We start from the raw sequence: 24,795 nt of genomic DNA on the forward strand, positions 1-24,795 counted from the left end.
AGCAACCTGCCGGCCATTCGTAGCGGGCAGCAAAGGCGGCAAGATAGGAAAGCACCAACTACGGCGCCGCTTTATTTAGGCGGCTCGGGCACTTCTACCTGCAACTCGAAGTCGCGCTTGGGCGGGGCGGTGTTATCGGCCGCATTGCGGTACAAAAAGCGCAGTGTTGTCTGGCCCGGGTTCAGGGCCTGAAACTGAAACGTTACGTCTTCGGGTGTGCCGGCCTTCGCCTTTTTTTTCGGCTTCTTGCCGGGCTGCTCAGCGGCCGGGGTAATCAGCTTAACTACAGTATCCGAAATGGGCATTACTTCCCAGGTGTACTGCGAGCCGGCCGTGTTATCCAGCCGAATGTCCAGCTGGTCGCCTTTGTTCACTTTCACGCGGCTGTGGTTGCCATATTCCGTGATGTTCACGTTTTTAGCTACCCCGGGCTTATCGATGGTAACAAACACATGGAAAAAGCCGCCCAACTGGGCATAGCCCGTTCCAGGCTGCGCCGATACCAGCGCCAAGTCAATACCTCCGGTGCCAATAGCCTGAAAGTGAATTTCGAAGGTTGCCGGAGCGCCCGGTACGCCACTATTAACGCCCGGAAGCACATTCGTAAACGTAGGAGTCAGCTGCCCCGGATACGACTGGGTAAGGCGCCACCCAAAGCGTGGCGAGATGGTAGGCAGTCGTACCACTAGCTGGTCGCCAATGGTCAACTGTACTTGCTTGCCGTTGTCATTGGCATTCACCGTCACGATGTCGGCTTGGGCAGAAAACGGACCTAGTAAAGCACTACTCAGTAGTAGGGCGGCAAGCCAAAGGCTGCGCAAATTGTGCGCGCAAAGGGCCGTAGTAGAACACAATAGCTTCATCACAAGAGTATAACAGTAAGGTGTAACAACAACACAGCCGGCAGCTTGTGCGTGCCGGCTGTATGGATAAAACTGTACGAAGGCAGCGCGGAAAAGCTGCAGTTGAGTTAACCAGATTAAAAGAACTTAGGTCTGATGTACCCAGTACCGAGCCACTTTGCCCTGAACAAACTCTAGGGATAAGGCATCACCATCTAGCGCAAACAGACTAGGCTTAATTCCTACATGATATACCCAGAGGCCGGCGTCCTGATAGTCTGGAGTCCCTAGCAGGTTGGCTACCTGTTCTTTTGTTAGGCCAGTAAGCTGGTGAGTACTTTGCAGATCCTCCACCATCTCGTAGCGCTTATTCACATCAGAAGCCCATTTATCTCTCTGGAACTCCCGATGGGGATAATATAGGTAGATGGTTAGCGCCAGATATCCCCCGGCCAGACACAGAAAGGGCGTCGCAGCTACTGACACCGCCCCCGCAATGCGTTTCGGATGCTGTTGACCCGGCCAGAACCGGTGTAGCAATGCCCTAGTGGCTGCAAACACCACAATAAAGGCGGGCAGGGTAAATAGGGCTAGGACTACGTAGAACAGCAAGTCACTCCAGGATTTCATAGGTAGATAGGTATGGATACCAGTAGATGCAGATAATTGCAAAGCTCAGCGTATGGAAGTGCTGATGTCTTCCAAATGTATGGACAGGGATAGAAAAAATGGTCATGCTGAGCGCAGCCGAAGCAACTCACTTATTAGTAATTAGATGACTTTGGCAACCTCAGCATGCGAGATGCTTCGACTGCGCTCAGCATGACGGTCAAGATGATCAAAAGCATTTTTCAGACACCGCCTAGATACATGCTTTATCGCACCCGCACCACGCCGGCGCCATTGTAGCTATGGTACTCAGCGTTGTACATGGCGTCAGCACTGACGGGGCCTAGCTTGAAGGTGCCTTTGCTCACGGCGCGGCAGAGGTAGTAAAACGACTTCGGCTCGGTGGTGACGGTAGTGAACAGGTTGATCCGGTCGTCGCGCACGTCCATGTAATCGGGTTGGGCGGCGTCTTTGGCCCAGGCCAGGTCCCGCACGGCCCCGATGCGCGGGTTCTCGATTTCCAGGCCAGCGGGCAGTAGGTCGGTGATGGCTACATTCTTGACTTCGCCCGCGGTTTCAGCCGATTGAATGGTGATTTTGACCACTACCAAGTCGTTTTGCTTGAAGGAGGTAGAGCCCACCAGGTTGCCGTTGCGGTCCAGAAACTGGCGGCGGACTTGCAGGTAGGCGTCTTCCTCGCGCACTTGGCCGGTGGGGGAGATGCCCTCGGTTTCCCAGAAGTAGTAGAGGCTGCCTTTGCCGCTGGTGCGCAGCTGTAGCTGGCGGTTGGCCACGTTGCTTACGGTGAGGTCTTTGCCTGAGAAGTTGCCAATGGCCTTGCCATCGGCCAGCAGGCTAGCCACTGCAGTGCTGCCAGCATTTTTCTTCGCCAGCTTGCCTAGGGCCAGCAGCGCAAATGCCCGTTCCTGGGTGTTGAGCCAGCCGGCTTGTTTTACCTGACGGCTGAGCTGGCGGGCCAACTGGTTTACCTGCGGGTTGGCGGGGTCTGCGGCGAGCAGGGCGTTGAGCACCAGGGCTTCGTCGCGGATGGGGGAGGAGAAGGCGCCGTCGAGCTGGCGGCCGGCAATGGTGGGCGCGGCGCCGAAACGCGTGGGCACGGTGCTTTGGTAGCCGCGCTGGTTGCCGCTCAGGGCGAAGGCCGCCGCCAGCAGGTAGCGCGAGTCTTCAGCCAGTTGGCGGCGGTTGGCTTTGTAGTAGTTAAGGCCTACGGCATCGGGGCGGCCGGCCAGGGCCAGCACGTAGAGGGAGTAGGTCACTTCCTTCTTGGCCAGCGTCACGGGCTGAATCACGCCGCCGGTCTGGATGATGTTGTACGTCTCGGTTTCGCGCTTGCGCACCCGGGCTTGCAGGTAGCGCAGCACTCTATCTAGCACGTTCTTGTTTACATCGAAGCCGGCTTGCTGGGCTTCCAGCAGGAAATGGGCGGCGTAGGTGGTGGCCCACCAGTTGTCGTACTCGCCGCCGGGCCAGTAGCTGAGGGAGCCGTTGTACATCTGCTGGGCTTCCACCTTCCGGATGGCTTCCTGCACGTGGTAGTTGGGGTTGAACAGGCCCGCCTTGCCGGTTTTGCCGGTTTTCTGACCCAGTGTGGCGGCCAAATCACCGTAGTACAGCTGCGGGAAAGCGGCCGACACAGTTTGCTCCAGGCAGCCGTAGGGGTACTGCAGCAGGTAGCGCAGGTCCTTGGCAAATTCCGTCATCGGGGAGCGGCTCACCACCAGCTGGCTCCGTAGCGACGAAGGTAGGAAGTCGGTTTTCAGGTTCAGCTGCTGGGCCGCGCCACCCGCCACCACACCCGCCCCCGTACGCTTCTGCAGCGGCGAAGCAGGACGTATAGGTAGCTCGATGGTTTCGGTGAATATTTCGTTGGTTTTTGAATTCCTAGCTGTAATTGCGACGATACCATTGCCAATAGATGGCTTCGCATTGATACGGAAACTGATTCGCTTCTCTGTGTTAGCAGGAAGCTTAACAGCATATCCAGCAGGCTCTACTTTGTCTGGTAAAGAACCATCTCGAATCAATGGCTCAGATGATGCAAGAGGGCCAGTGAGCTGTTTCTTGACCATCACCCACGTTTCCTTACCCGTCGTGTTCGTCAGTGTTACGGGCACGTCAATGGTATCGCCGGGGCTGAGGAATCGGGGCAGGGCGGTGCTGATTACTACTGGGTCAGCTACGCGCATGGTGTGCTCGGCGGAACCGAAGGCGTCGTTTTTGTAGGCCACCGCCATGATGCGCACGGCCCCGCTAAACTGGGGCACTTGCAGCTTGTAGCGCACCTTGCCGCTGGCATCGGCGGTGAGCACGCCGCTCCATTTGGCGAGCAGCTTCACGCGGCGGTTGGGCACGGGCGTGGTGCGGCGCGAGAGGTCGTAGCCGTCTCCGCCGGTGCTGCTGGTCCCGAGTTCGGGCAGCAGGAAAGGGTACACATCGTAGGCCTGTACTTCTAGGGCGCGCTTCTGGTAGAAATAGCCGTAGGGGTCGGGCGTGCGGAAGTCCTTCATCTGCAGAATGCCCTCATCCACCATCGCCAGCGTTACCTGGGCACCGGGGGCAGTGGTTACTTCAATGGTCTGGGCAGTCTGAGAACGGCTTTGCGTGGGCGCTTTGATGGCCACTTGCAGCTTGGCACCGGGCTTTTCTACCGTGAGTGGTACGAAGCCCCGGGCCACCGTGAGGGGTAGGCGGTTGTCCTTGATTTCGCGAATGGCGGTGGCCGTCACATACACATTGGGCACATGGCCGGTGCGGATGGGAATGCTCACGCGGGCCGATTTCTCGTCGGTGTTCACGTAGAAGTGGTCCAGCACCCGGTCCCGCTCCACCGTCACGAGTACCCGGCCGGGGAAGGGCGTTTTCAGCAGCAGATTGGCAGTCTCACCAGGCTGGTACTTGGTCTTGTCGGCTTCAATGGTCACCTCGCCCTCGTTGTTCACCTCGAAAGAGTTACTCTGGGTGTCGCCGTAGCCGTAAGCGTACACGTGCTGGGCCACGTAGGTCACGGCGCCTGGCCTAGACACCCGGATTTCGTACTCGCCGGAATAAGTCGGCGTGAAGCCCAGGCCGGCATCGGAGCCGCCGCTGGCTACCGTTACGGTGCGGCTTAACACCACTTGCTCACGCTTCTGCGAGTTGTAGATGTAGCGGCCTCCCTGGCGCTCAATCACGGTTTCCCAGAGTAGGCGTACCACGCGCACCGTAGCCTGGGCCGAGGTGGGCGTACCGGCCGGCGTAAGGGCTACTAGCCGCACCGGCAGGGCTTGGCGGGTTTGCACCAGCTCGTCCATGTTCTTCACCCCAAACAGCACTGGCTGGGTTTGCACCTCGAAGGTAGCTAGGCGATTTACAGGGCGGCCGGTTTCATCGAATACCGTCGTGAAAGCCGCGCCTTCCAGGATGCCTAAGTCGCTGTAATCGGGCACCTCGTAGGTGGCGGCGCCGCGGCCGGCGGCATCGGTGGTGCCTTCGCGGGTGGTCTTCTCGAAGCGGTCCGAAATCGGCGTAGAAACCTGGTCGCCGTAGGTGCCGCGCTGCTTGTCGCCGCTGTTGATGGCGAAGGTGTAGTCGGTGTAGTTTTTCGGAGTGAAGGGCTTTTCCTTGAGCGAAAACTCCACCTCAAACTTGCGGTCGGCGGCGGGCGGACCAAACAGGTTCTGGGCTGTAATCTGGGCGGAAATGGTTTGGCCAGGCTTCACGACTGGCCTAGAGGCTTTCACCGTCACCTTCATACGGTCGGGAATAAATTCCTCCACCGAGAGCTTGCGCGAAGTCAGCAGCACATCGTTACCGGTCAGGACTTCCAGGGTGTAGAGGCCGGTCATTACGGCCGGGGGTAGCAGGAAGCGCGCTTCGAAGGAGCCGGCCGCGTTCAGGGTTTTCTGCAGGCTGGCGTACTCCTTGCCGGTGGGTAGCAACAGCCTGATCTTAACTGGCAAGCCTTTGGGCGGTGCCTGCCAGTCCTCGGTCCGGATGACGGTGTTGGTTTGGATGGTGTCGCCGGGGCGGTACAGGTCCCGGTCGCCGTAGAGGAAGGCTTGGTAGCGGGCGGCGTTGCTTTGTAGGCCACCGACCTCGAAGCGGGAGGTTTCCACGCGGCTGCGGCTCAGGTCGAGGAAAGTGAAGTCGTTGCCCTGCTGGGCCATTACCATACCCAGCTTGAAGCGGCCGTTTTGAGCCGTGCTATCGAATTTCGCTACCCCCTCACGGTTGGTCAGGCCGGTGCCCATTACCTGGTTATTGGTGCTGATAAAGCGCATTTCCACGCCGCTCAGGGCCTTGGCGTTGCGGATGGAGTTGGCAAATACCAGCGTGCTACCGGCCTTGCCCTGCTTCACAATCAGCCCAATATCCGACACGGCCACCAGCTTGCTCACCTGTAGCCACTGGCGCTCCGTATCCTGCACTTTGATGATGTATAGTCCCTTCAAGCCGCCGGCAAACTCCAGGTCCTTGAGGTTCAGGTTCAGCAGCCGCAGCCCTTGAGCCTTTGGTAGCCCCGAGACAGTGTAGGTGCGCTCCGTAAGCACGTTGCCTAGGTTCTCGACGTCGTAGTATTGGTAGGAGTGGTCCACGTATTCGCCCTCCTCACTTTCCTCTTCCTCGCCAGATTCTTCGCCGTCGTAACCGTATTGAATGCCGCCGCGCAACAGCTGCTGAATATTGTTGGCGTAGACCTTGGCAATGGTCACTTTCACCTGGCCTACCTCGTTGATGCGCACGCCCAGGTTACGGGAGCCCAGCGCATCGAGGTACATGGCCTTCTCGGCGCTGGCAAAGCTGATGGTTGGCCGCTCATCGTAAAAGCTCACCGTTTGGGTGAAGTCTTCGCCCAGATGTCCGCCTAGACCACCCCGCAACCCCTGGCGCAAACTCACTTGGTAGCTTTTGCCCACCTCGAAACCGCCTTTGAGCCGGAAACCACTTTCCAGCTCCTCCACCTCATAGGCCACCTGCGGCGACACCGACAGGGCATTTCGTAGGTCACCAGTTGTTACCGGCTGGTTGGTCAGGATAGTTATAATTGGGTCAGCTGCTTGCAGGCTCCCCGTGATGGAGCGCACTTCCAGCGCCTCCGGGTCGGGCACCTGTACCTGCTTTTCGTACTCGGAAGTAGAGGCCTGGTCGCTGCCCTGGGCACGCAGACCCTGGCCTAGCGCCACCGTGAGCGGACTACCGGGGCGCACCTGCTGGTTGAGGCTCACGCGCACCACCTGGCCTGGCTCCCCGCTCACCTCGAAGGCTACCGGCTGCCCATCCTGCGTCACGCGCAGCAAGGGCTTCACATCAGCGGGCTTCACGGGGTAGTTGAAGGGTAGTTCCACGCGCATTTCGGCCGTGCCTGCCGCCCGCTCTGAGCGGCCCCAGAATGCCTGTGGCTCCTGCAGCTGCAGGTAGGGCGTGTGGAATTTCTGACGATTCTCGGGTAGCTCCACATTGCGCTTGCCTTCCGGCAGGGCCTCTTTTCGCAAGGTGGCGGTAAAGGCGGTGCTGGGCCGGAACGGCGTGGTGGGCGAGAATATCAGCTCTCTATCCGAAGTCCACTTGAACTTGCCGCGCATGGCCGGCTCGAACTTTACCACCTGCACCGTATCCCAGCGGTCCTGCTGGTCCTTATCGGCTACGGCATCAGCAAACTGAAACACCAGATTCTGGTAGGGGTCAATTTCCTCGCCATTGGGGTCCTGGCTGGCATCGGAGCCTAGTTTAGAGCACGCGCATAGCAATGCCAGCAGCACCAGCAGCGGCAGGCGAGAAACGGAGCGGAATAGCATGGATAGGGAGGAGCTTAGATAAACGCCGGAAGGTATAGAAAAACGTCGTTTCTGCTATGTTATGTATATGTTTGGATAGGAAATTATTAATAAATCGAGGCCATCAACTATGAAACTGGTGAACACTATTTTTCTGCTATTATCAATTGTTTCAACTGGCCTTATTACCACTGGTTGTAAAGACCAAAATAAACCTAAGTACAGAGTGAAGCCAAGCTACAACTTCACTCTTAAGGCAACCCTATCGGATGGCGGGGGCGAAAGCGGATGCGGAACAAACACAGAGTATAGACTGGCACAAAAAGACAGGTGGATAAAAGCGTATTCAAGGAAATATTTTTTTGAATCAGGCAATCCTGAGGCTGTGATGTATATCTACCGATTCAGAACCCACTTTGGGTATGATAGTAAATCGGGTAGGTGTAAAGTAGTTTCCGGTGATACGTTGATGTCAGATGTGACTGAACATCAAGCAGACAGTTTGCTTGTTTTGGGAAAGGCAGTATTTAAGAATGTAGTGGTTTCAAATCTTGACACGGTGTACGATGGGCCGGCAAAATATTTTTCCATCGTTTTCCACGATGCAGGGGGGCAGTTGAATTCGAGAACCGTTCTACTCACGTCAAGATGTATACAGGCGGGCTAAACAGCTCGGATAATATTCATGCAGTCCCATTTAGGGCACTTACTAATAAGTTTGAAGCAGTGTTTTCCAGAGTGAAAAAATAAGTTTCGGCTGCTAATGATTTCACTTTCCTATGCCATCTCGATGCCGAACTCTGGGAGTGTGTGCATGAAATGAGGTCGAGCGTGTATAACTCTTAATTCGCCTTGTTACTTCGTGCCAATGCAACCTACTATTCTTATTGTGCCCGGCCTCGGCAATTCAGGCCCGGAGCACTGGCAAACGCATTGGGAGCAGCACTACGGCTATCAGCGCGTCCAGCAAGGCAATTGGGATAATCCGGTGCTCGCCGACTCGGTGCAAGCGGTTGAAGATGCCGTGACAACTGCTGGTCCTGACGTGGTGTTAGTTGGGCACAGCCTGGGTTGCATTGCCATTGCGCATTGGGCCACTACTACGCAGCACCGCATCAAAGGAGCATTGTTGGTAGCTCCCGCTGATGTTGACCGCCCTGATATGCCTCCGGAGGTAATGAATTTTGCGCCCATTCCGTTGGCGCGTTTGCCCTTCCCAAGTATCGTGGTGACCAGCACTACTGATGAGTACATAACCGTGGCGCGAGCGGAGCAGTTGGCCCAAGCTTGGGGAAGCCGGTTGGTGAATGTTGGGCCCCTAGGGCACATTAACTCGGAAACAGCGCTGGGGCTGTGGCCTGAAGGGTATGCACTTTTGCAAGAACTGGTTGGCACCTGACTGGCCTTCAATATACCTGCTACTCATCTCGTGTCTGTGCAGCGAAGCGGGAGAGTACTGCTTTTACTAGGGGTGCTTGGGCTTGCAACCGGCAGATGGTGGTGGGCAAGGCGGGCACATCTGCCGTATATAGGCGCTCCCATCCATTCCGCCCCACTATGCACGCCGACCAAAACCGCCTGTACGCCGACGTTAAGTTTCTGACGTCGCTGCAACCTGCCCGCCATTATCGCAACCTGAAGTCCTTGAACCAGGCGGCTGATTATATCAAGGCAGAGTTTGAAAAGCTGGAAACCGGGCAGGTAGAGGAACAGGTGTTTCGGGCCGATGGGCGTGAGTATCGCAACATTATTCTGGCTATAGGCTCGCCGGAAGCGCTCCGCTTGGTGGTGGGCGCTCATTATGACGTGTATGGCTACTCGCCCGGAGCCGACGACAACGCCAGCGCCGTGGCCGGACTGCTGGAAACGGCCCGCTTGCTCCAGCAGCTGGGCTCGAACCTGAAATACCGCCTGGAGCTGGTGGCGTACCCGAATGAGGAGCCGCCTTACTTTGCCACCAAGCACATGGGCAGCGCCGTGCATGCCAAGTCGTTGCACGATGCAGGCGTGCCGGTGCGGGCCATGCTGTGCTATGAAATGATTGGCTATTTCAGCGACGTGCCCAACTCGCAGCGCTTCCCGAATGAGCAACTGGCCATGCAATATCCCAACACAGGCAACTTTATCATTGTAGTGGGCCGCACGGGGCAGGAGGCTTTCACGCAGCAAGTGCAGCAGCTGATACAAACCACCGCGGTTATAGACGTGCAGCGCATCAATCTGCCCCAGGAAATGGGACTGGCTGGCCTTTCAGACCACCGCAACTACTGGCACTACGGCTATGAGGCCCTGATGATCAACGACACATCCTTCCTGCGCAACCCCAACTACCACCTCGCCTCCGACACCATCGAAACCCTGGACTTCAAGCGCATGGCCGAGGTAGTAAACGGGGTGTATGCAGCTATTTTGGGGTTGTAGGTTGCATGGGGCTGCTGGCGTAGAGGCTACCGGAACTAGCTTTATCGGAAACGGCGTAGCTTCGATGCTTCTCCTGCCCACCTTGTAACAGAGTATGCTTTCCCATCCGCACGAAGTTTTTCTGGAAGTGGCGCGACAGCTTAGCTTTACAAAAGCGGGTCAAATCCTGTTTCTAAGCCAGTCGGCGGTGAGCAAGCAGGTGAAAGCGCTGGAAGAACACTACAAAACCGGCCTGTTTGAACGGCTCGGTAATAGCGTAAAGCTCACACCGGCCGGCGAGCTGCTATACCAGAAGCTGCTACTGGCCCGGCAGCTGCAGCACGAGCTGCACCAGGAGTTTGCAGAGCTGAGTCCAGGCTTCTCGCCGCAGGTTCACATGGTAATTGGGGCTAGTACTACCATTTCGCTGTACGTGATTCCGCCGGTGCTGTCGGCATATTTAGGTCGGTTCCCGCACACGCAGCTTACGCTCAAAAACCGCAACTCCGAGAACATTCTCAAGGCGCTGTTGGAGCATGAAATCGACCTAGGCATAATTGAGGGCATTCATAAAGTCAGCAACGTGACCTACACGCCCCTGCTGACTGATGAGGTAGTGGCTGTGTGCTCGGCCCGCAACCCGTTGTACCGGCAGGAGCTGGAAGCTCAGGACTTGCTGCGCATTCCGGTGGCCCTGCGCGAAACCGGCTCGGGTACGCTGGCCGTGCTGGAAGAAGCACTAAACGAGAAAGGCATCCGGCTCAATGACTTGCCCGTGAAAGTGAGGCTAGGCGGCACGGAGGCCCTCAAAAACTTCGTGCGCGTGGATACCTGCTTGGCATTTCTGCCCCGCCAGTCGGTGATGAAGGAGCTGGCTGCCGGCGAGCTGATGGAGGTACAGGTGCGCGACCTGAACCTAGTGCGCCACTTTGATTTTGTGCAGCGCAAAGGCACTGAAAACAACCTGCCGTACAAGGCGTTTGTGCAGTTTGCGCGCCGCTACTATGGCGCCGGGCAGCTGGCTGCCAAGGGGTTCACGGCTTAAGCGGGGCTAGGCAAGCAGTGGGTTGAAACAGGGAGAGCCAAAGCTTGCGGCTAGACCGCTTTCATGCTCTCACAGCAAAAAAGCACGTGGGCGTGTGGAAATAGATGAGTTCCGGCATCTGGTTTTTACCAACTTGCCCTCCTTATCCGTTCTGACTATATGCGTTCCTTCCTGTTCAGCTTATTCGCCCTCTTGATGCTATTTTCCACGGGTTCTTCGCAAACTACCCCGCCCGGCAGCGGCGGCAATGCGCCTACCTGGAATAAAATTGATCAGCTACTGGATAAGCGCCAAACTGCCTCGGCAGCCAAACTACTTGAGCCCATTTACCAGCGCGCCCGCCAACAGCAAAACACGCCCGAGTACTTGCGCGCGTTGCTCTACAAGCTGCGCCTGCTGGAAGCCAAAGAAGAAGAAGCCGACGAAAAAGCCATAGCGTTACTTGAGGCCGACCTGAAAACGGCCAAGTTTCCGGTCCGCCCTATTCTGCACAGCCTGCTAGGCCAGCTCTACGCCACTTACTACCAAGAGCACCGCTACCAGCTCCACGACCGCACCCGCACCGCTGCCCCCGATGCCGCTGACCAAAGCCGCGACGATATCCGCACCTGGGATGCCGCCCGTTTGGGCAGCGCCGTGGTGCAGCACTACCGCGCCTCCGTGGCCGAGGAAGCCAAGCGTCAGCAGCAACTCACCCTCCGGCAGTTGGGCTACGCCGTGCGCCTAGGCGATGCCGAAGGCCAAGCTCTGCGCCCCACGCTTTATGATCTGTTGGCCCACCGCGCCATTGATGGCCTGCAAAACGACGAGTACTACATTACGACTCCGGCCCAGCAGTTTGAGCTGCGGGATGCTGGCCTGTTTGGCCCAGCCGCTGACTTTGCGCGCCTTAAGCTAACGGCACCCCTAGCAGACTCACTGAATGGCCAGTTTCATGCCCTGCAAGTGTTGCAGCAACTCACCACTTTCCGGTTGCAGGACACCAAGAACCTAGCCGCCCTCGCCGATGTGGAGCTGAAGCGCCTGCGCTTTGTGCACCAACACACAGAGCTCGCAACCAAAGCAGAGCTGTACCGCGCCGCTCTGGCTCAGGCCGCCGAAACGTTTGCCGCCGTGCCCGTTTCCACTGAGTTTCTGACGGAACAAGCCGAAACATATACGGAAAGCCAGCCCGCCAAAGCGCGTGAGCTGGCTTTGCAGGCAGAAAAGCGCTTCCCAACATCAAGGGGGGCGCAGCAGGCGCTAGCGCTCCGTCGTCGCCTCGAAGCCGTGGAGCTTTCCTTCACCACCGAGGAGGTCGTGTTGCCCAACCAAGCTTGGCTGCTGAAGCTAAACGTGCGCAATGTAACGCAGCTGTATGCCAAGGCCTATCGGGTAAGCGTTGCCCAACTACTTCGCCAGCAGGAGCAGCCTGAGCGGAATGAAAACCAATCATTGCAAAAGCGCTATGCCCGCGTGTTGGCTGCTACCCCCGCCGCTACCTGGAAGCTTCCCATGCCTGGCCCCAGTGACTATAAGAGCCACACGGTGCAGCACGCCGGACCCGCGCTACCACTTGGTCACTACCTTATCGTGGTGAGTACCGCTCCAGACGCTCCCACGAAAGAGCGTCAAGGCGTCACTACCTCTCACTCGGAGCTAAGCGTAAGTGAGCTAAGTCAGGTCCGGCGAAGTGCTGCTCAACAGGAAGGACCAGAATTGCTGGTGCTGCACCGCCAAAGTGGGCAGATGCTAGCTGGTGTGCAGGTACTGCCTTTTATGCAGTACTACGATCAGAAAGCACAGCAACACAGAAGCCGGCGAGGGGCAACTGTAACCACCTCCACAGAAGGTGTAGCACAGATACCGTTCGGATTGGTGTCTGGCGAAAATACTCAACTTGAAGCAGTACTACTTACTAAGGGCAGAGACTCCTTACTGATAGCAGAAGGTGGGTACTACTTCCCACGCCGAGCGCGCAATCAAGAGGTCGAGCAGCCCCAGCGGCGCACGTTCCTGTACACTGACCGCGCCATTTACCGCCCCGGCCAGACGCTGTATTTCAAAGGCATTCTGACCGAAAGTCAGGCGGGAAAATCTCGGTTGCTAACCAAGCAGGCTATATCGGTACGGCTGATAGATGTAAACGGCCAAACCGTGCAGACGCTGCCTTTCACTACCTCTGATTTCGGCTCCTTCCACAGCTCTATCGTACTGCCCACTGGCCTGCTGAATGGCGAAATGAGCCTCCAGACGGATGATGGCAGCATCAGCTTTGCGGTGGAAGATTACAAGCGGCCTACCTTCCAGGTAACGTTTGAGCCAGTGCAGGGCACGCCGGTGCTCGGCCAGGAAATAACCATGCGCGGCAAAGCCACGGCCTATGCCGGCCAACCCATTGATGGGGCTACCGTGAACTACCGGGTTGTGCGCAACACGCTATGGCCCATGTTTGGCCGGGGGTACGGCGGCTACGGACCTAGCCGGCCCGAAGTGGAAATCCTGAGTGGCACAGCCCAGACCGATTCGGCAGGTGGGTTCACGGTGAAGTTCACGGCGAAAGGAGAGGAGAACCCCGCCCGCAACAAACGCGGCCCCTGGCAGCCTGGCTATGTGTTTGAAGTAACCGCCGACGTAACCGATGCCGCCGGCGAAACCCGCACCGGCGAGCAGCGCGTGAGCTTGGGTACCGAGGCCCTAACCTTGCGCTTGGAAATCCCCGAACTGCTAAACCGCGAAAAGCTACCAACGCTGCGTCTGCTCAGTACCAACGCTACCGGCGAGCTCCAGCCCGCCCGTGGTACCCTCCGGCTTTACCGCCTGACTCCCCCTAGCAAAGGCCTGCGTCCCCGTGCCTGGCCGCAACCCGAGCGTGAAGCCTTGAGCCTGGAAGAGTTTAAGCGCCAGTTTCCACTCGATGCCTACGGCAAAGAGGATAACGACAGCACCTGGGCCCGCACCCTCGTGCTCACGCAGGAATTCGATACCGAGAAGTCGCCGTTACTGCCGGGGCTAGCAGCTCCATTGGCGCAGCAGGCGCCCGGGCGGTATGTTCTGGAGGCCACCGCTACGTTGCCAGCCAGTGCCCAACCGGCTAAAGCGGAACAACGCTTCACGTTGTATGCCCCCGCGGCCACCACGCTGCCATTGCCTACCCCCGACTGGTTTGTGAACCTCCAGGATAGTGTAGCGCCCGGCCAGCCCGTGCGCTTGTTAGTGGGTAGCTCTGAAGCTGGGGCGCGCATCTTGGTGCAGGCAGAAGCCAAAGGCCAAACCCTGCGCCAAGAGTGGCTTACCCTAGCCGCCGGCGAACAGCGCCAGCTAAAAATACCAGTGCCCGCCAACCTCGGCGAAACGCAGGTGTATGTGCACACCACCCAGGTGCGCGACAATCGCCTGTACACCCACACGGCTACCATAGAAGTGGCCACGCCGACCGCACCCCTAGCCCTCAGCATTGCCACGTTCCGCGACAAGCTTCAACCCGGCCAGAAGGAAACCTGGCGCGTTACCATTCATCAAACCGGTGGTAAGCCCGCCCAAGCGGAGTTGCTCGCCTCGCTCTACGATAAGTCTCTGGATACCTTCCGGCCCCATGCATTTATGGAGCTGGAGTTTCCGAAGCCCTACTACCAGCCTGTTTTGGCTTGGCAGGGGCGGTTTGGGACAGAGAATTCGAATGAATTGTTCAATACTCAGCGTGGTTTCCATACGTCCTTCTCGTGGTGCTACCCCCATCTTAATGCTTGGGGATATTCAGTCCTAGGTTCTGAGGATGATGTTATGTGCGATTTGACAGAAGAGGATATTAATCGCCACTTTAAAAAGGGTAAACCCGGTCCAGCAGCTCAAGCTTATTTCAAGAGGCAGGATAGAATGATGAAGGGTGCTGGAGGGACTGGAGCAGCTAACGGAGCTTCTGCACAAATGGAGGATATGGCAATGGCCGCCGCACCGAAGGCTTCAAGCGCAAGATTCACCCCGCCAGTTATCAAAAAGGACGAAGAAGTACAACAGGATGCTGCCGAGGCAGAGCAAGTTAATCAACCTGACCTAACTGCTGTTCAAGCCCGCAAGGACTTCCGCGAAACGGCTTTCTGGATGCCTGAGTTGCGCACTAATGCCCAGGGCGAAACCGTGCTGGAGTTCCAGATGCCCGAAGCCGTAACGCGCTGGCAGTTGCTGGCCTTGGCTCATGATCAGCAACTCCATACTGGCCTGCTGCGCCGGGAGCTAGTCACGCAAAAGCAGTTGCAGGTAACACCTAACGCCCCGCGCTTCTTCCGCGAAGGCGACCAACTACGCTTCACGGCCAAGCTCAGCAATCTCACGAGCCAGCCATTGCAAGGCACAGCGCAACTGTTCCTCTTCGATGCCCGCAATCAACAACCCCTAGAAAGCCGCCTGCTGAAAAGCAGCGCTAGCCTCCGCTTTGACCTAAAGGCCAATCAAAGCAGCGCCCTGAGCTGGGACCTAGCTATTCCGGAAACTGCCGAAGGAAAAATACCCTTGGAGGCCATAACCTACCGCGTAGTAGCCCAAACGGCCGCACCTAAAAAAGCCAAGGGCAAAGCCAAGCAGCCGGTGGAGGTATTCTCGGATGGCGAGGAAAACACGCTGCCAGTCCTGCCCAACCGGCTGCTTATCACGGAAAGTCTGCCGCTGCCCATTGTGGGGCCAGCTACTAGGGAGTTCGAGCTGAAAAAGCTCACGAGCACTACCTCGCCTACGCGCCGCAACTACTCGCTCACGCTGGAAATGACCCAGAACCCGGCGTGGTATGCGGTGCAGGCGCTGCCCTATCTTATGGAGTACCCCTATGAGTGCTCGGAACAGGTTTTCAGCCGCCTCTACGCCAACCTGCTAGCTACCAAAATTCTGCAAAGCAACCCGGGCCTCCGCAGCACGCTGGAAGAGTGGAAGCGCGCTGCCCAGTTCGGCGACAAAGCCGCTCTCACTAGCAAGTTAGAGCAAAACCAAGAGCTGAAAAATCTGCTGCTGCAGGAAACGCCGTGGGTGCGCGATGCCCAGTCGGAAACGGAGCGGATGCGCCGCCTCACAGAGCTGTTTGATGCGCCTCGCCTGAAGGCCGAAACCACGCGCGCAGTAACCAAGCTAGCCAAAATGCAGCAGCCTAACGGCGCTTTCCCGTGGTTTGAGCGCATGCCCGATGACCGGTACATCACGCAACTGATTGTAGCTGGGTTTGGCAAGCTCAACAAGCTAGGCGCCTTTAATGCCGCTGAGGATGAGCAGGCAAGCCAGATTCTGCAGCGTGCCCTAGCCTACCTTGACGCTGAACTGCAACGCGACTATGCTACCTTACAAAAGCAGCCGAAGGTGGACCTAAAGAAAAACCACTTAGCAGACCTACAGATTCAGGCCCTATATGCCCGTAGCTTCTGGCTGGCGCAACCCGTAGCCAAAGCCGCGCAGCCCGCCCTAGCCTATTATCAGCAGCAAACCGCTACTTACTGGAAAGACCAGACCCGCTACCTCCAGGCCCAGGTGGCCCTAGCCCTGCACCGCGCCCAAACCCAGCCCGCCGCCACCAAAGAAATCCTGACGGCTCTGAGCGAAAACGCCTTGCACAGCCCGGAACTCGGCATGTACTGGAAGGAAGTGCGCGGCGGCTACTACTGGCGCGAGGCTCCTACCGAAACCCAGGCGACACTTATTGAAGCCTTTGATGAGGTACAAAACGACCAGAAATCGGTGGATGAAATGAAACTCTGGCTGCTAAAGCAAAAGCAAACCCAAAACTGGGAAAGCACCCGCGCCACCGCCGATGCCTGCTACGCCCTGCTGCTGCGCGGCTCCAACTGGCTTCAGACCACGCAACCCATTCAGGTAACTGTAGGTGGGGAGCCCGTAAAGCCTACTGCCCAACAGGCCGGCACGGGGTACTTTAAAACCATGTTCCCCAGCGCCAGCATTACACCCGCCCAAGGCAAAGTCACGGTGAAGAAAACCGATGCCGGCGTGGCCTGGGGTGCTCTGTACTGGCAGTATTTCGAGCAGCTGGATAAGATTACGCCCGCCACCAACGCGTTGCAGCTGGAACGCCAGCTCTATCGTGAGCAGCGCACGACGGGCGGCCCCACGCTGGAGCGCCTCACCGCCGCTACCCCGCTGAGGGTGGGTGATGTGCTGGTAGTGCGCCTAGTGCTGCGCTCCGACCGCGACCTGGAATATGTACACCTCAAAGACCAGCGTGCCGCTGGGTTGGAACTCATCGGCCAAACGTCAGGGTATCGGTACCAAAGTGGCTTAGGCTATTACGAGAGTCCCCGGGATGCCGCCACCAACTTTTTCATCAGCTACTTTCCCAAAGGCACGCACACCTTCGAATATCGGTTGCGCGCTGCCCAAAGCGGCGACTTCTCCGGCGGGCTTTCGCAGCTTCAGTGCCTCTACGCCCCCGAATTCACGGTGCACTCAGCTGGTACCAGAGTGCAAATTGCTGCTCAGAAATAAAACTGTTTACGGTTCAGCTTCCTTGAGTATAAGTGAGCTTATTATTCAGTAAATCAATGGGTTGTTACTTTTTGTTTGAGACTACGGTCCCGGAATTGTACATTTGCGACTCGTTAGTTTTTTCAGGTAGGATGATGTTGATGCATAAACTAGTACTTGCGGTTGGGGTGATGCTGGCTAGCAGCGCCACGGCCTGGGCTCAGGGAAATAAAAAACCACAGGCTGCCATTACTACCCCTACGCAGCTACCCGGCGAGGAGAAACTTTCGGCGCAGGAGCGTGCCGAGCGGGATTTTCTGATGCCTGTACGCCGCAAACACGCCGCCACGTTGCGGGCTGCCGCTGAAGAAACCGGCGCCTCACAGCCCGCCGTAGAAGTAACGGCTCGTCATCTGGAAGCTGTGAAGGAAGAAGAAAAGCCAGCAGAAGCCGCTGAAGCGAAAGCGGCCCCGTCTACTGCGCCTCGCCGCACCAGCACGCACCGTTCGTCGTCAGCACGCCGGAAATCGTCCTCTTCACACCGGACTTCCTCCAAGAAATCGACTACCAAAAAGAAAACAACCAGCCGTCGCCGGCGCTAGGTTACTTATAACTCTAAACCCAAAAGAGCCGCCTCAACATTGTTGAGGCGGCTCTTTTGGGTTTCTGGCTACTTAGTAGGTGCTAGGCATTCTGGGGCATGAGGCGTACTACTAGTCCATCAATGCGCGGCGTAATACGGATCTGGCAGGAGAGGCGGCTGCCTTGCGTCATCACGGGCAGGCTTTCCAGCATAGCTAGTTCGTCGTCGCCAGGTTCGGGCAACTCGGGGCCGGCCAGCACCTCCACGTGGCAGGTACCGCACAGGGCCATTCCGCCGCAAGTAGCCTGAATGTCATACCCATCAGCCTTCAGCATTTCCATCAGGCTCAGGCCCATGTCGGTCGGAGCCACAATCTCGCGCCGTTGGCCGGGCGCTTCTTCTACATATACGCGTACTTCGTCGGTCATAGAGGTTTAGTTGCCAATTACCAGAGGAGAGTGGCCGGCTGCCCTGGGTTCCTGAACAGAACGCACCAGCAACCGACCACTCTCCTCTGGTAACTTGATTATAAGGTCGGGACTCCGTTTACAGTAGTGTACTTAAGTACGTACTTTTTATCGGGGTTGATATACTTGAAAGCGCCTTGGCACATCAGGGCTGCTTCGTGGAAGCCACACAGAATCAGCTTCAGCTTGCCCGGATACGTGTTGATGTCGCCGATGGCATAAATACCGGGCTCCGAGGTAGAGTAGTCCACGGTGTTCACCTTCACGGCATCATCTTCTAGCTCCAGCCCCCAGTCACCAATAGGTCCTAGCTTGGGCGTGAGGCCGAACAGCGGAATAAAGCTGTCAACGGGTAGTGTTTCAGTGTCGCCGCTGTTAGCCGTGATGGTCACGGCCTCCAAGTGGCCGTTGCCGTGCACGTGCGTTACGTTGCTGCTGAGCACCAATTTTACTTTGCCCGCTTCGTGCAGGTCTTTTACTTTCTCAGCGGAGTCGGCGGCGCCACGGAAGGTAGTGCCGCGGTGTACTAGGGTCACTTCCTTGGCCACATTCGCCAGGAAAATAGTCCAGTCCAGAGCAGAGTCGCCACCGCCGGCAATCACCAAGCGTTGGTCGCGGAAGGTTTCCGGGTCGCGTACCATGTAGTACACCCCTTTGCCGCCTTCGAAGTTTGTCAGATCTTCAATGGCTGGCTTTCGGGGCTCAAAAGAGCCTAGGCCCCCAGCAATAGCAATGGCTTTGCAGTGGATTTCGGTGCCATCAATGGTGGTGACGATAAACGAGCCATCCTCCAATTTCTGGTATCCCTCTACTCGCTCACCCAGCGTGAACGTAGGGTGGAAAGGCTCAATCTGGCGCATCAGGTTTTGCACCAGGTCGCCGGCCAGCACCTCCGGGAAGCCCGGGATATCGTAAATCGGCTTCTTCGGATAGATTTCGGACAGCTGACCGCCTACCTGCGGCAGGGCATCTACCACATGGCAGCGCAACTTCAGCAACCCAGCTTCAAATACAGCAAACAGCCCCACCGGGCCAGCCCCGATAATGCAGATATCGGTGGAAATGGAATTCGTCATGTACTACGTACTAACAGCGAGAAACAGAACAAACGGGCCGGAGGCCCCTGGCATAACAGCGAAGGCAGCCAAATCGTTGGCGAAGACCAACAATGCCTACGACAGTCGGGTGTTACGCGGGCGCAAAGATAGGGAGCCGGCTGCCAGCCCGCACCCTAGGTGCCAAACTATGTAAAGGCCCAGCTAAGCAGAAAGATGAAAGGCAACAAAAAAGGCTCTCAGCACAGTGCTGAGAGCCCTTTAGTGGTCACGTAAGAATTTGACGCGTCCGGTAAGCTGTAATAGGACGCGGAAGAAAGCGGCAAACTATGGCAAATATGAGGCTTTTAGCTCTTGTGCTGCTTGCCATAGTTTACCGCTACTTGCCAGTGTTTACCGGAGTTCGTCACACACTAGTTGTATTAGTGTGCGACCTGGCGCGGGCTATCTTCCAATAGCTGGGGGGTAATCGTAGCCTGACTGTGTATGACTGTGTACCGATGCTTGATACGTAAGAAGGGCTTTTCCAAATAGTTGTAAGACAGGTAGGCCAATAGCATTGTGGATCCTATAACAGAACCATACGCTACCAGCAGTTTTACATACGTGTCTAGTTCCAATCCCATCATAAGCTTAGCCAGCAATACAATGAGCAAAGGGTGTATCACATATATGCCATAAGAGATTTTGCCGATGAAATCGAAGAACTTGTTATCCAAGCTAATTATATGGTTCCTCTTTGTTATCTGCCCTATAATCAACACAATTGTAATTAGACTAACCAGCTCATTATCAACAAAAGATGCGATATGAAACTTGTTAAGGATGATAAGTCCTAAGCCGAACCAGGCAGCTAGTTGCGTGACAATATTTTGCGTGATGAGCATGAACAACTTGTTGTTGTCATTATACCACATGCTTGCCACCGCCCCGAAAAGCATGCAGTGAAAGCGAGTTATGTGTAGTGCCCTATAAGAGTTGGAGTAGTCGAAATGAGGGTTAGTGAACCGAATGGCAACCTTCGCTAGGACCAACACCGCTGCTAAGGCGATTGTCATATATAAAAATGTTCGCTTCTCTAGCTTAGCCATAAAGGGCCAGAAAAGGTAAAACTGCTCTTCTACTCCTAGTGACCAGTAGTGGGCAACAAGAGGGATTACCTTGCCTAAAATAAAAGGGACATTTGCTGCTAGCAAGATATAAAAGGGTAACTGGGAGGCATTCGGAATACTACCCTCAGTACTAAGATAGTATGCGCAGCAAGCAACAAAAAACAAGTAGTACAACGGCCAAATACGCAATGCACGTCTGACGTAGAACTTTTTAAACTGGACAGTATGTGTCTCTTCCTTTTCTTTTAATAAAAGATAAGTGATTAAGAAGCCGCTAAGGCAAAAGAACATACTTACGCCAAAGCCTGCTAATGTTAAGCCTTTAGAATAACTACCCAGTACCGTTGCATCAATGTTAAATGCTGGGAGCTCATGGGTCGTGTGGGATACTACGACCCCTAGTGCCGCTATGGCCCGAATACCGTTTAAACCGGTCAGATGTAAAGGTTTACTCAAGATGGTATGCGTTTAAGAAATGAAAGGTGCAACATGGTTCGAAGTGCAGGAATTCCAGTTACCTGTATTCTTCGTTAAGGGGTGGAGTTGGCATCAGTCTGTTTGATGCGTAAATTCTGGAATGCCGACTTGGTAGCCGCATGGCGCTTCTGTTCACGGCTCTTGGCATAACGCCGGGTTGTCTGAATAGCCGAGTGGCCTAGGCTATCATGTACCTGGCGTAAGTCAGCATCACCATCTAGCAGAATAGTAGCAAAGGTATGCCGTGCAACGTGAGCGGTAATGAACTCATAGAGTTAACCGCGCCGCTCTACTCGATGCGGGCCGCGCTGGCGTACCTGCTTTATGGGCCGCACGAGGCCGGCAATCTTCGCCGCCTCTTTGATGGCCATGTTCATTTCCTGATTGACTGGTACGGGTAGCCGGCCCTGGTAGCGCTGCCAGATTTCCAGCGGAATTTCATCGAGCGCTACCCGAATCTTCAGCTTCTTCCGCTGGCCTTTGATCTGTACATATTATAAGATGTGCTCCCCATGATCTTCTACCACGTCGCCGTGCTCCAGCGTCCGGAGGTTGCCAAAGCGGGGGGCCAGTGAAGCAGTTAAATACAAACACGTCCCGAACTCTGGTTAGGTGCCCGGTAGGCATCGGGGTTTTATAGAGGCGGATCACTTCCTCAAATACGAGTGGGTCTATCTCAATATCGTAGCTGTACTCATCGGTAAGCCAAGCGAAGGGCAGGCCCGAAAACTTCAGCAGCGCCCGTAGGCTTTTGAGGTAGCGGCCAACGGTGTTGGATTCAAGGCCGGTGACGCCGTTGCGGGTGGGTGCTTCATCAATAAGATAGTTGCACCATTGTTCTACCAAATCCGAACGGCAGGTTTTGGCATCAGGTAAGATATCCTGCAGCGTGGTACCTGGGCGGAAGGCGTCCCAGTGCATGCCTACGGGATCAACTTTGCGCAGGTAGTTCGGGGTGTACTTGGCTTTGTAGAATACCTTCCACTCCTCAGCTACCTGCGCTATGGTCGGCTCGGTTGGCTTAGGAGTGGGAGCTTCGGCGGGCTCCACTAGGTTCAGCTCCATGAGCAGGGCGTTGCGCATCTGCTCTGGCGTTACCTTCTGTCTGGCGTCCTTGGCAGTGGTGAGCAAGTCTTCGGCTACTTTATAGAGCTTGCCAAGCTTACGATTGAAGCGGGTACAGCGGCCCTGGTCCTGGGTGCTTACCCGTTGCTTCGAAGTCCAGTACTTCTTAACCATCGAGTCACGCACACCCATCCGCACTACTGGGGTAGTTCCCAAATCGGCAGCGGCATGCTTAGCCCAGCGCACTTCCATATAAATAGGATGCCGGACTTCCGTCGCTTTGTTGTGTAAGTAGAACCGGATGGTCATTAAAATTTAAAGTAATTATTTTATTATTTATCTAAAAAGGCGGCAAATCTAGAGAATCCAGAATTTTATTAAGAATAGCGACACGATGAGGGAGATTTTTAAAATTGATTGTTTCTAAATCTTGTAGTACTACATTGTATGTGTTTTGAATCAATAAGTCGTAAAGACGTTGCTGTCTTTTATCTACGTTTACAGCTATCAAATCTCTAAAATATCTTTCTTTAATATTGTCATAAGTGGAAATTTACTCAGTAATAAAATCAATATCCTCTTTATATTTATTTTAAAAGCCTGGGATTACCTGGCTGTTATTCAAAAATATAACTTGTCCTTTGTGACTCATTGATAATTTTTACTGTTAATACATCTTCGAGTTTTGAAACCTTATTTAGTAATAGCTTTATTGCTTCAACTTGATTTACATCAACTGTTTTTACATAGGATAGCTTTAGATCTGGGATAGTTAAATGATCTAAAAACGACTTGTAATCCTTCCTCTTCACTTCCGGAAAGGCATCATTGATGGCCTAGGTGAGCTTGGTTTTAAATTCAAGTATCTCATAATAGTTTAAGTTATGAGGATATTGTATGTATTCTATTGGTGATGCGTCAAAAGAATATTTATTAATTGAGTATTTTATAACAATAAATGGAATTTGGACTCAGACTTGAGTCTAAATTCCAGTATAACATTTGGATTAATATTGCTAACATCGCATATTGCTATATCATCTTGGTAAATATTAGTAACAATGCGATTATGAATTATTGAGGAATTATTCCCGTCGCTAACAATGTGTGGTTCGTGGTCTGCTGCTCGAATTGCTTCTGAAATAATTTCACGTAATATCTCCCAATAGGTACTGGAATATTCGTCCGCTGTAGATATAGGCATTGTAATACCGCAATGAGGATTTGTTTCTTGTGTCACTTCATTCACAGTTTCTGAAGATCCCTCGTGATTCTCTGCTTTCTGCGAGTTACTAGACTTGCTCATATAGATTTAGGCAACTAGGTTCGTTATTAGTCAATTGGTGTGAACACACCCCAGCGTACCTTCCATACCCCTCGTATGTCTTCCCCTCGCACTTCTAGTGTTCCACCCTTTAGGTTATCGGAGTGAAGCGTAAGCATACCAGTGCTCAGTAGCGTATTATCCTTTACCCGTTTGATGACGAAGGTTGAGCGGAATACAAAGCAGTAGACGCCGCTAGGCATGTACTGCCAATCATCCCGCTGCATTGGGGTAACTAGGACACGAGCACCACTACGCAGGGTAGAGTTTTCGCCTTGGTCCATGCTGTCACCATCAACCTCGATAATCAAGGCTTCTTCATACTCTTTGGTATCGGGTACTCCTGGTACTGGGATAAGATCTTGATCCTCATATTTATACGAGTCATCAGTATATAATTCAGCGAAGCTGGTACGGGCTCGCACTGGTAGAAATGGGATATCCCGAAAATTAACTTGCACTGTTGGGATCCGGCGCGCACTGTCTTGGGGAGCCATTATCGCAGGCTTATCTTGCTCTGGCTTCGGGTGCTTGCCGCTTTCTATGTATTCAGGTGATGTCTTATAAGCATCTGCAAATTTCTTCAGCACAGAAGGCTTTATGTAGATAGTGTCATTCTTCTCAATCTTACTGATTTGAGAAAAAGCCAGCCCTACAGCTTCTGCAGCCTCCCTAAGAGTGAGTTCAGCATTTAGTCGGAGCTGCTTCATCCGCTCACCCCGCGCGTTTTGTGTCTCTAATGCCTCCATATTGGACACGAAATAGCACTAATATACACATTATTGCAATTTATTTTTCTAAATGTGTTAGATTGTTATCTAATGTGTCGTATACTTGTCATGTCAATTCACCTTTTACCGCACCATAATGGTTGCTACTCCCAAATCCCCAGCATCAGTCAACGTATAACATGTGCGGTATCTCGGTGCGACCAAGCTACGCCATGCGCTGCAAAACGAACAAGCCAGAAGACTTTTACAAATTGGCAAAAAGATCAATGTCATGGGTATCGCATCCGAATGGCTTGAAGAAAAGACAGCTCAACTAGAGACCTGAATTTTTTTGCCTTGTTTGTTTCCATTCGTTTCTAATATTCCCCATTGGTTCACTTTCTCAATCCTTCACAATGTCAACGCTCTCCCCAACCAACACCTTACCGTTGCGTCAGGCGGTGCTAACATCAACCCCGACTGGGTAACGATGCTGGAAATTTAAGCCAAAGCTCAGGCCGAAGCTGAAGTAGCTACCCGCACTTATGTGCAGAGCCCCAAACATAGTGCCGATAAGAAGTATGATGACCGGCTGCACATCCGCTTAGGCTGCGGCAAGACGAAAGCCTACGAGTTGCTAAAAGCTTATGAGGAAGGGAAGGAGTGGGGCCTACGTCACATCCGGGTAGGCGCGAAATACATCATCAATACCTTCGTTCTATTCCTTCAACCTGCTGTCACTAAATGCCCAGATTGGGTTAGTGGTATTCGAGGGCACATTCCTGGCCAACTGCTTGGGTGAAGAAGGCGATTACATCAACTTCTGCCATATGGGCAGCTTCTTTGCTGAGCTTTACTATGACTCGGGGATGAATGTGCTGTAGCACTGTCGAACCC

At 54.7% G+C, this 24,795-nt stretch carries 15 protein-coding genes; 6 read left to right on the top strand and 9 right to left on the bottom strand.

What is annotated here, in order from left to right; genetic code table 11:
• Positions 1-71: 71 nt before the first annotated feature.
• From ACYVHC_RS12075 to ACYVHC_RS12085, 3 genes are all read right to left on the bottom strand, one after another.
• A complete protein-coding gene (locus ACYVHC_RS12075) occupies positions 72-863 on the bottom strand; it encodes a protease inhibitor I42 family protein (protein ID WP_460613964.1) in 792 nt (263 codons plus the stop codon).
• Positions 864-989: 126 nt separating this feature from the next.
• On the bottom strand, positions 990-1,472 hold the full coding sequence (locus tag ACYVHC_RS12080; protein ID WP_460613965.1) for a hypothetical protein: 483 nt from the start codon (positions 1,470-1,472) through the stop codon (positions 990-992).
• Positions 1,473-1,717: 245 nt separating this feature from the next.
• Positions 1,718-7,246: an alpha-2-macroglobulin family protein gene (locus ACYVHC_RS12085; RefSeq protein ID WP_460613966.1), complete on the bottom strand. Its 5,529-nt coding sequence runs from the start codon at positions 7,244-7,246 to the stop codon at positions 1,718-1,720.
• A gap of 118 nt (positions 7,247-7,364) precedes the next feature.
• On the opposite strand from ACYVHC_RS12085, the gene ACYVHC_RS12090 reads away from it, so the two are divergent.
• The 6 genes from ACYVHC_RS12090 to ACYVHC_RS12115 all read left to right on the top strand — a co-directional run bounded on the left by ACYVHC_RS12090 (position 7,365) and on the right by ACYVHC_RS12115 (position 17,707).
• A complete protein-coding gene (locus tag ACYVHC_RS12090; protein WP_460613967.1) occupies positions 7,365-7,892 on the top strand; it encodes a hypothetical protein in 528 nt (175 codons plus the stop codon).
• Between the two features lie 201 nt (positions 7,893-8,093).
• The gene (locus ACYVHC_RS12095; RefSeq protein ID WP_460613968.1) at positions 8,094-8,624 is read left to right on the top strand and encodes an RBBP9/YdeN family alpha/beta hydrolase; all 531 of its coding nucleotides are present in this window, start codon (positions 8,094-8,096) and stop codon (positions 8,622-8,624) included.
• A 158-nt stretch (positions 8,625-8,782) separates the two neighbouring features.
• A complete protein-coding gene (locus tag ACYVHC_RS12100; protein ID WP_460613969.1) occupies positions 8,783-9,646 on the top strand; it encodes a zinc-binding metallopeptidase family protein in 864 nt (287 codons plus the stop codon).
• A 94-nt stretch (positions 9,647-9,740) separates the two neighbouring features.
• Positions 9,741-10,670, top strand: coding sequence for a LysR family transcriptional regulator (locus ACYVHC_RS12105; RefSeq protein WP_460613970.1), 930 nt, complete (start codon positions 9,741-9,743; stop codon positions 10,668-10,670).
• 159 nt (positions 10,671-10,829) lie between these two features.
• A complete protein-coding gene (locus tag ACYVHC_RS12110; RefSeq protein WP_460613971.1) occupies positions 10,830-17,126 on the top strand; it encodes an alpha-2-macroglobulin family protein in 6,297 nt (2,098 codons plus the stop codon).
• Positions 17,127-17,266: 140 nt separating this feature from the next.
• Complete coding sequence (locus tag ACYVHC_RS12115; protein ID WP_460613972.1) at positions 17,267-17,707, top strand: hypothetical protein; 441 nt, start codon at positions 17,267-17,269, stop codon at positions 17,705-17,707.
• Between the two features lie 82 nt (positions 17,708-17,789).
• On the opposite strand, the gene ACYVHC_RS12120 is transcribed toward ACYVHC_RS12115, so the two are convergent.
• The 6 genes from ACYVHC_RS12120 to ACYVHC_RS12145 all read right to left on the bottom strand — a co-directional run bounded on the left by ACYVHC_RS12120 (position 17,790) and on the right by ACYVHC_RS12145 (position 23,937).
• Positions 17,790-18,116, bottom strand: coding sequence for a 2Fe-2S iron-sulfur cluster-binding family protein (locus ACYVHC_RS12120; RefSeq protein WP_460613973.1), 327 nt, complete (start codon positions 18,114-18,116; stop codon positions 17,790-17,792).
• A 98-nt stretch (positions 18,117-18,214) separates the two neighbouring features.
• Complete coding sequence (locus ACYVHC_RS12125) at positions 18,215-19,231, bottom strand: NAD(P)/FAD-dependent oxidoreductase (RefSeq protein WP_460613974.1); 1,017 nt, start codon at positions 19,229-19,231, stop codon at positions 18,215-18,217.
• A 401-nt stretch (positions 19,232-19,632) separates the two neighbouring features.
• A complete protein-coding gene (locus tag ACYVHC_RS12130; RefSeq protein WP_460613975.1) occupies positions 19,633-20,778 on the bottom strand; it encodes an acyltransferase family protein in 1,146 nt (381 codons plus the stop codon).
• Positions 20,779-20,852: 74 nt separating this feature from the next.
• Positions 20,853-21,062, bottom strand: coding sequence for a tyrosine-type recombinase/integrase (locus tag ACYVHC_RS12135; RefSeq protein ID WP_460614316.1), 210 nt, complete (start codon positions 21,060-21,062; stop codon positions 20,853-20,855).
• A gap of 175 nt (positions 21,063-21,237) precedes the next feature.
• Entirely contained in the window at positions 21,238-22,173 is a 936-nt protein-coding gene (locus ACYVHC_RS12140; protein ID WP_460613976.1) for a hypothetical protein, read from the bottom strand.
• Between the two features lie 1,023 nt (positions 22,174-23,196).
• Positions 23,197-23,937, bottom strand: coding sequence for a LexA family transcriptional regulator (locus tag ACYVHC_RS12145; RefSeq protein WP_460613977.1), 741 nt, complete (start codon positions 23,935-23,937; stop codon positions 23,197-23,199).
• Positions 23,938-24,795 lie beyond the last annotated feature (858 nt).

The sequence above is a fragment of the Hymenobacter seoulensis genome, from assembly GCF_054780535.1.

Bases quoted from the DNA above. Each gene is read 5' to 3' on its own strand.
- ACYVHC_RS12095 (WP_460613968.1), top strand. From the start codon at position 8,094: ATGCAACCTACTATTCTTATTGTGCCCGGCCTCGGCAATTCAGGCCCG.
- ACYVHC_RS12100 (WP_460613969.1), top strand. From the start codon at position 8,783: ATGCACGCCGACCAAAACCGCCTGTACGCCGACGTTAAGTTTCTGACG.
- ACYVHC_RS12110 (WP_460613971.1), top strand. From the start codon at position 10,830: ATGCGTTCCTTCCTGTTCAGCTTATTCGCCCTCTTGATGCTATTTTCC.
- ACYVHC_RS12075 (WP_460613964.1), bottom strand. From the start codon at position 863: ATGAAGCTATTGTGTTCTACTACGGCCCTTTGCGCGCACAATTTGCGC.
- ACYVHC_RS12145 (WP_460613977.1), bottom strand. From the start codon at position 23,937: ATGGAGGCATTAGAGACACAAAACGCGCGGGGTGAGCGGATGAAGCAG.
- ACYVHC_RS12085 (WP_460613966.1), bottom strand. From the start codon at position 7,246: ATGCTATTCCGCTCCGTTTCTCGCCTGCCGCTGCTGGTGCTGCTGGCA.
- ACYVHC_RS12115 (WP_460613972.1), top strand. From the start codon at position 17,267: ATGCATAAACTAGTACTTGCGGTTGGGGTGATGCTGGCTAGCAGCGCC.
- ACYVHC_RS12080 (WP_460613965.1), bottom strand. From the start codon at position 1,472: ATGAAATCCTGGAGTGACTTGCTGTTCTACGTAGTCCTAGCCCTATTT.
- ACYVHC_RS12140 (WP_460613976.1), bottom strand. From the start codon at position 22,173: ATGACCATCCGGTTCTACTTACACAACAAAGCGACGGAAGTCCGGCAT.
- ACYVHC_RS12125 (WP_460613974.1), bottom strand. From the start codon at position 19,231: ATGACGAATTCCATTTCCACCGATATCTGCATTATCGGGGCTGGCCCG.
- ACYVHC_RS12105 (WP_460613970.1), top strand. From the start codon at position 9,741: ATGCTTTCCCATCCGCACGAAGTTTTTCTGGAAGTGGCGCGACAGCTT.
- ACYVHC_RS12120 (WP_460613973.1), bottom strand. From the start codon at position 18,116: ATGACCGACGAAGTACGCGTATATGTAGAAGAAGCGCCCGGCCAACGG.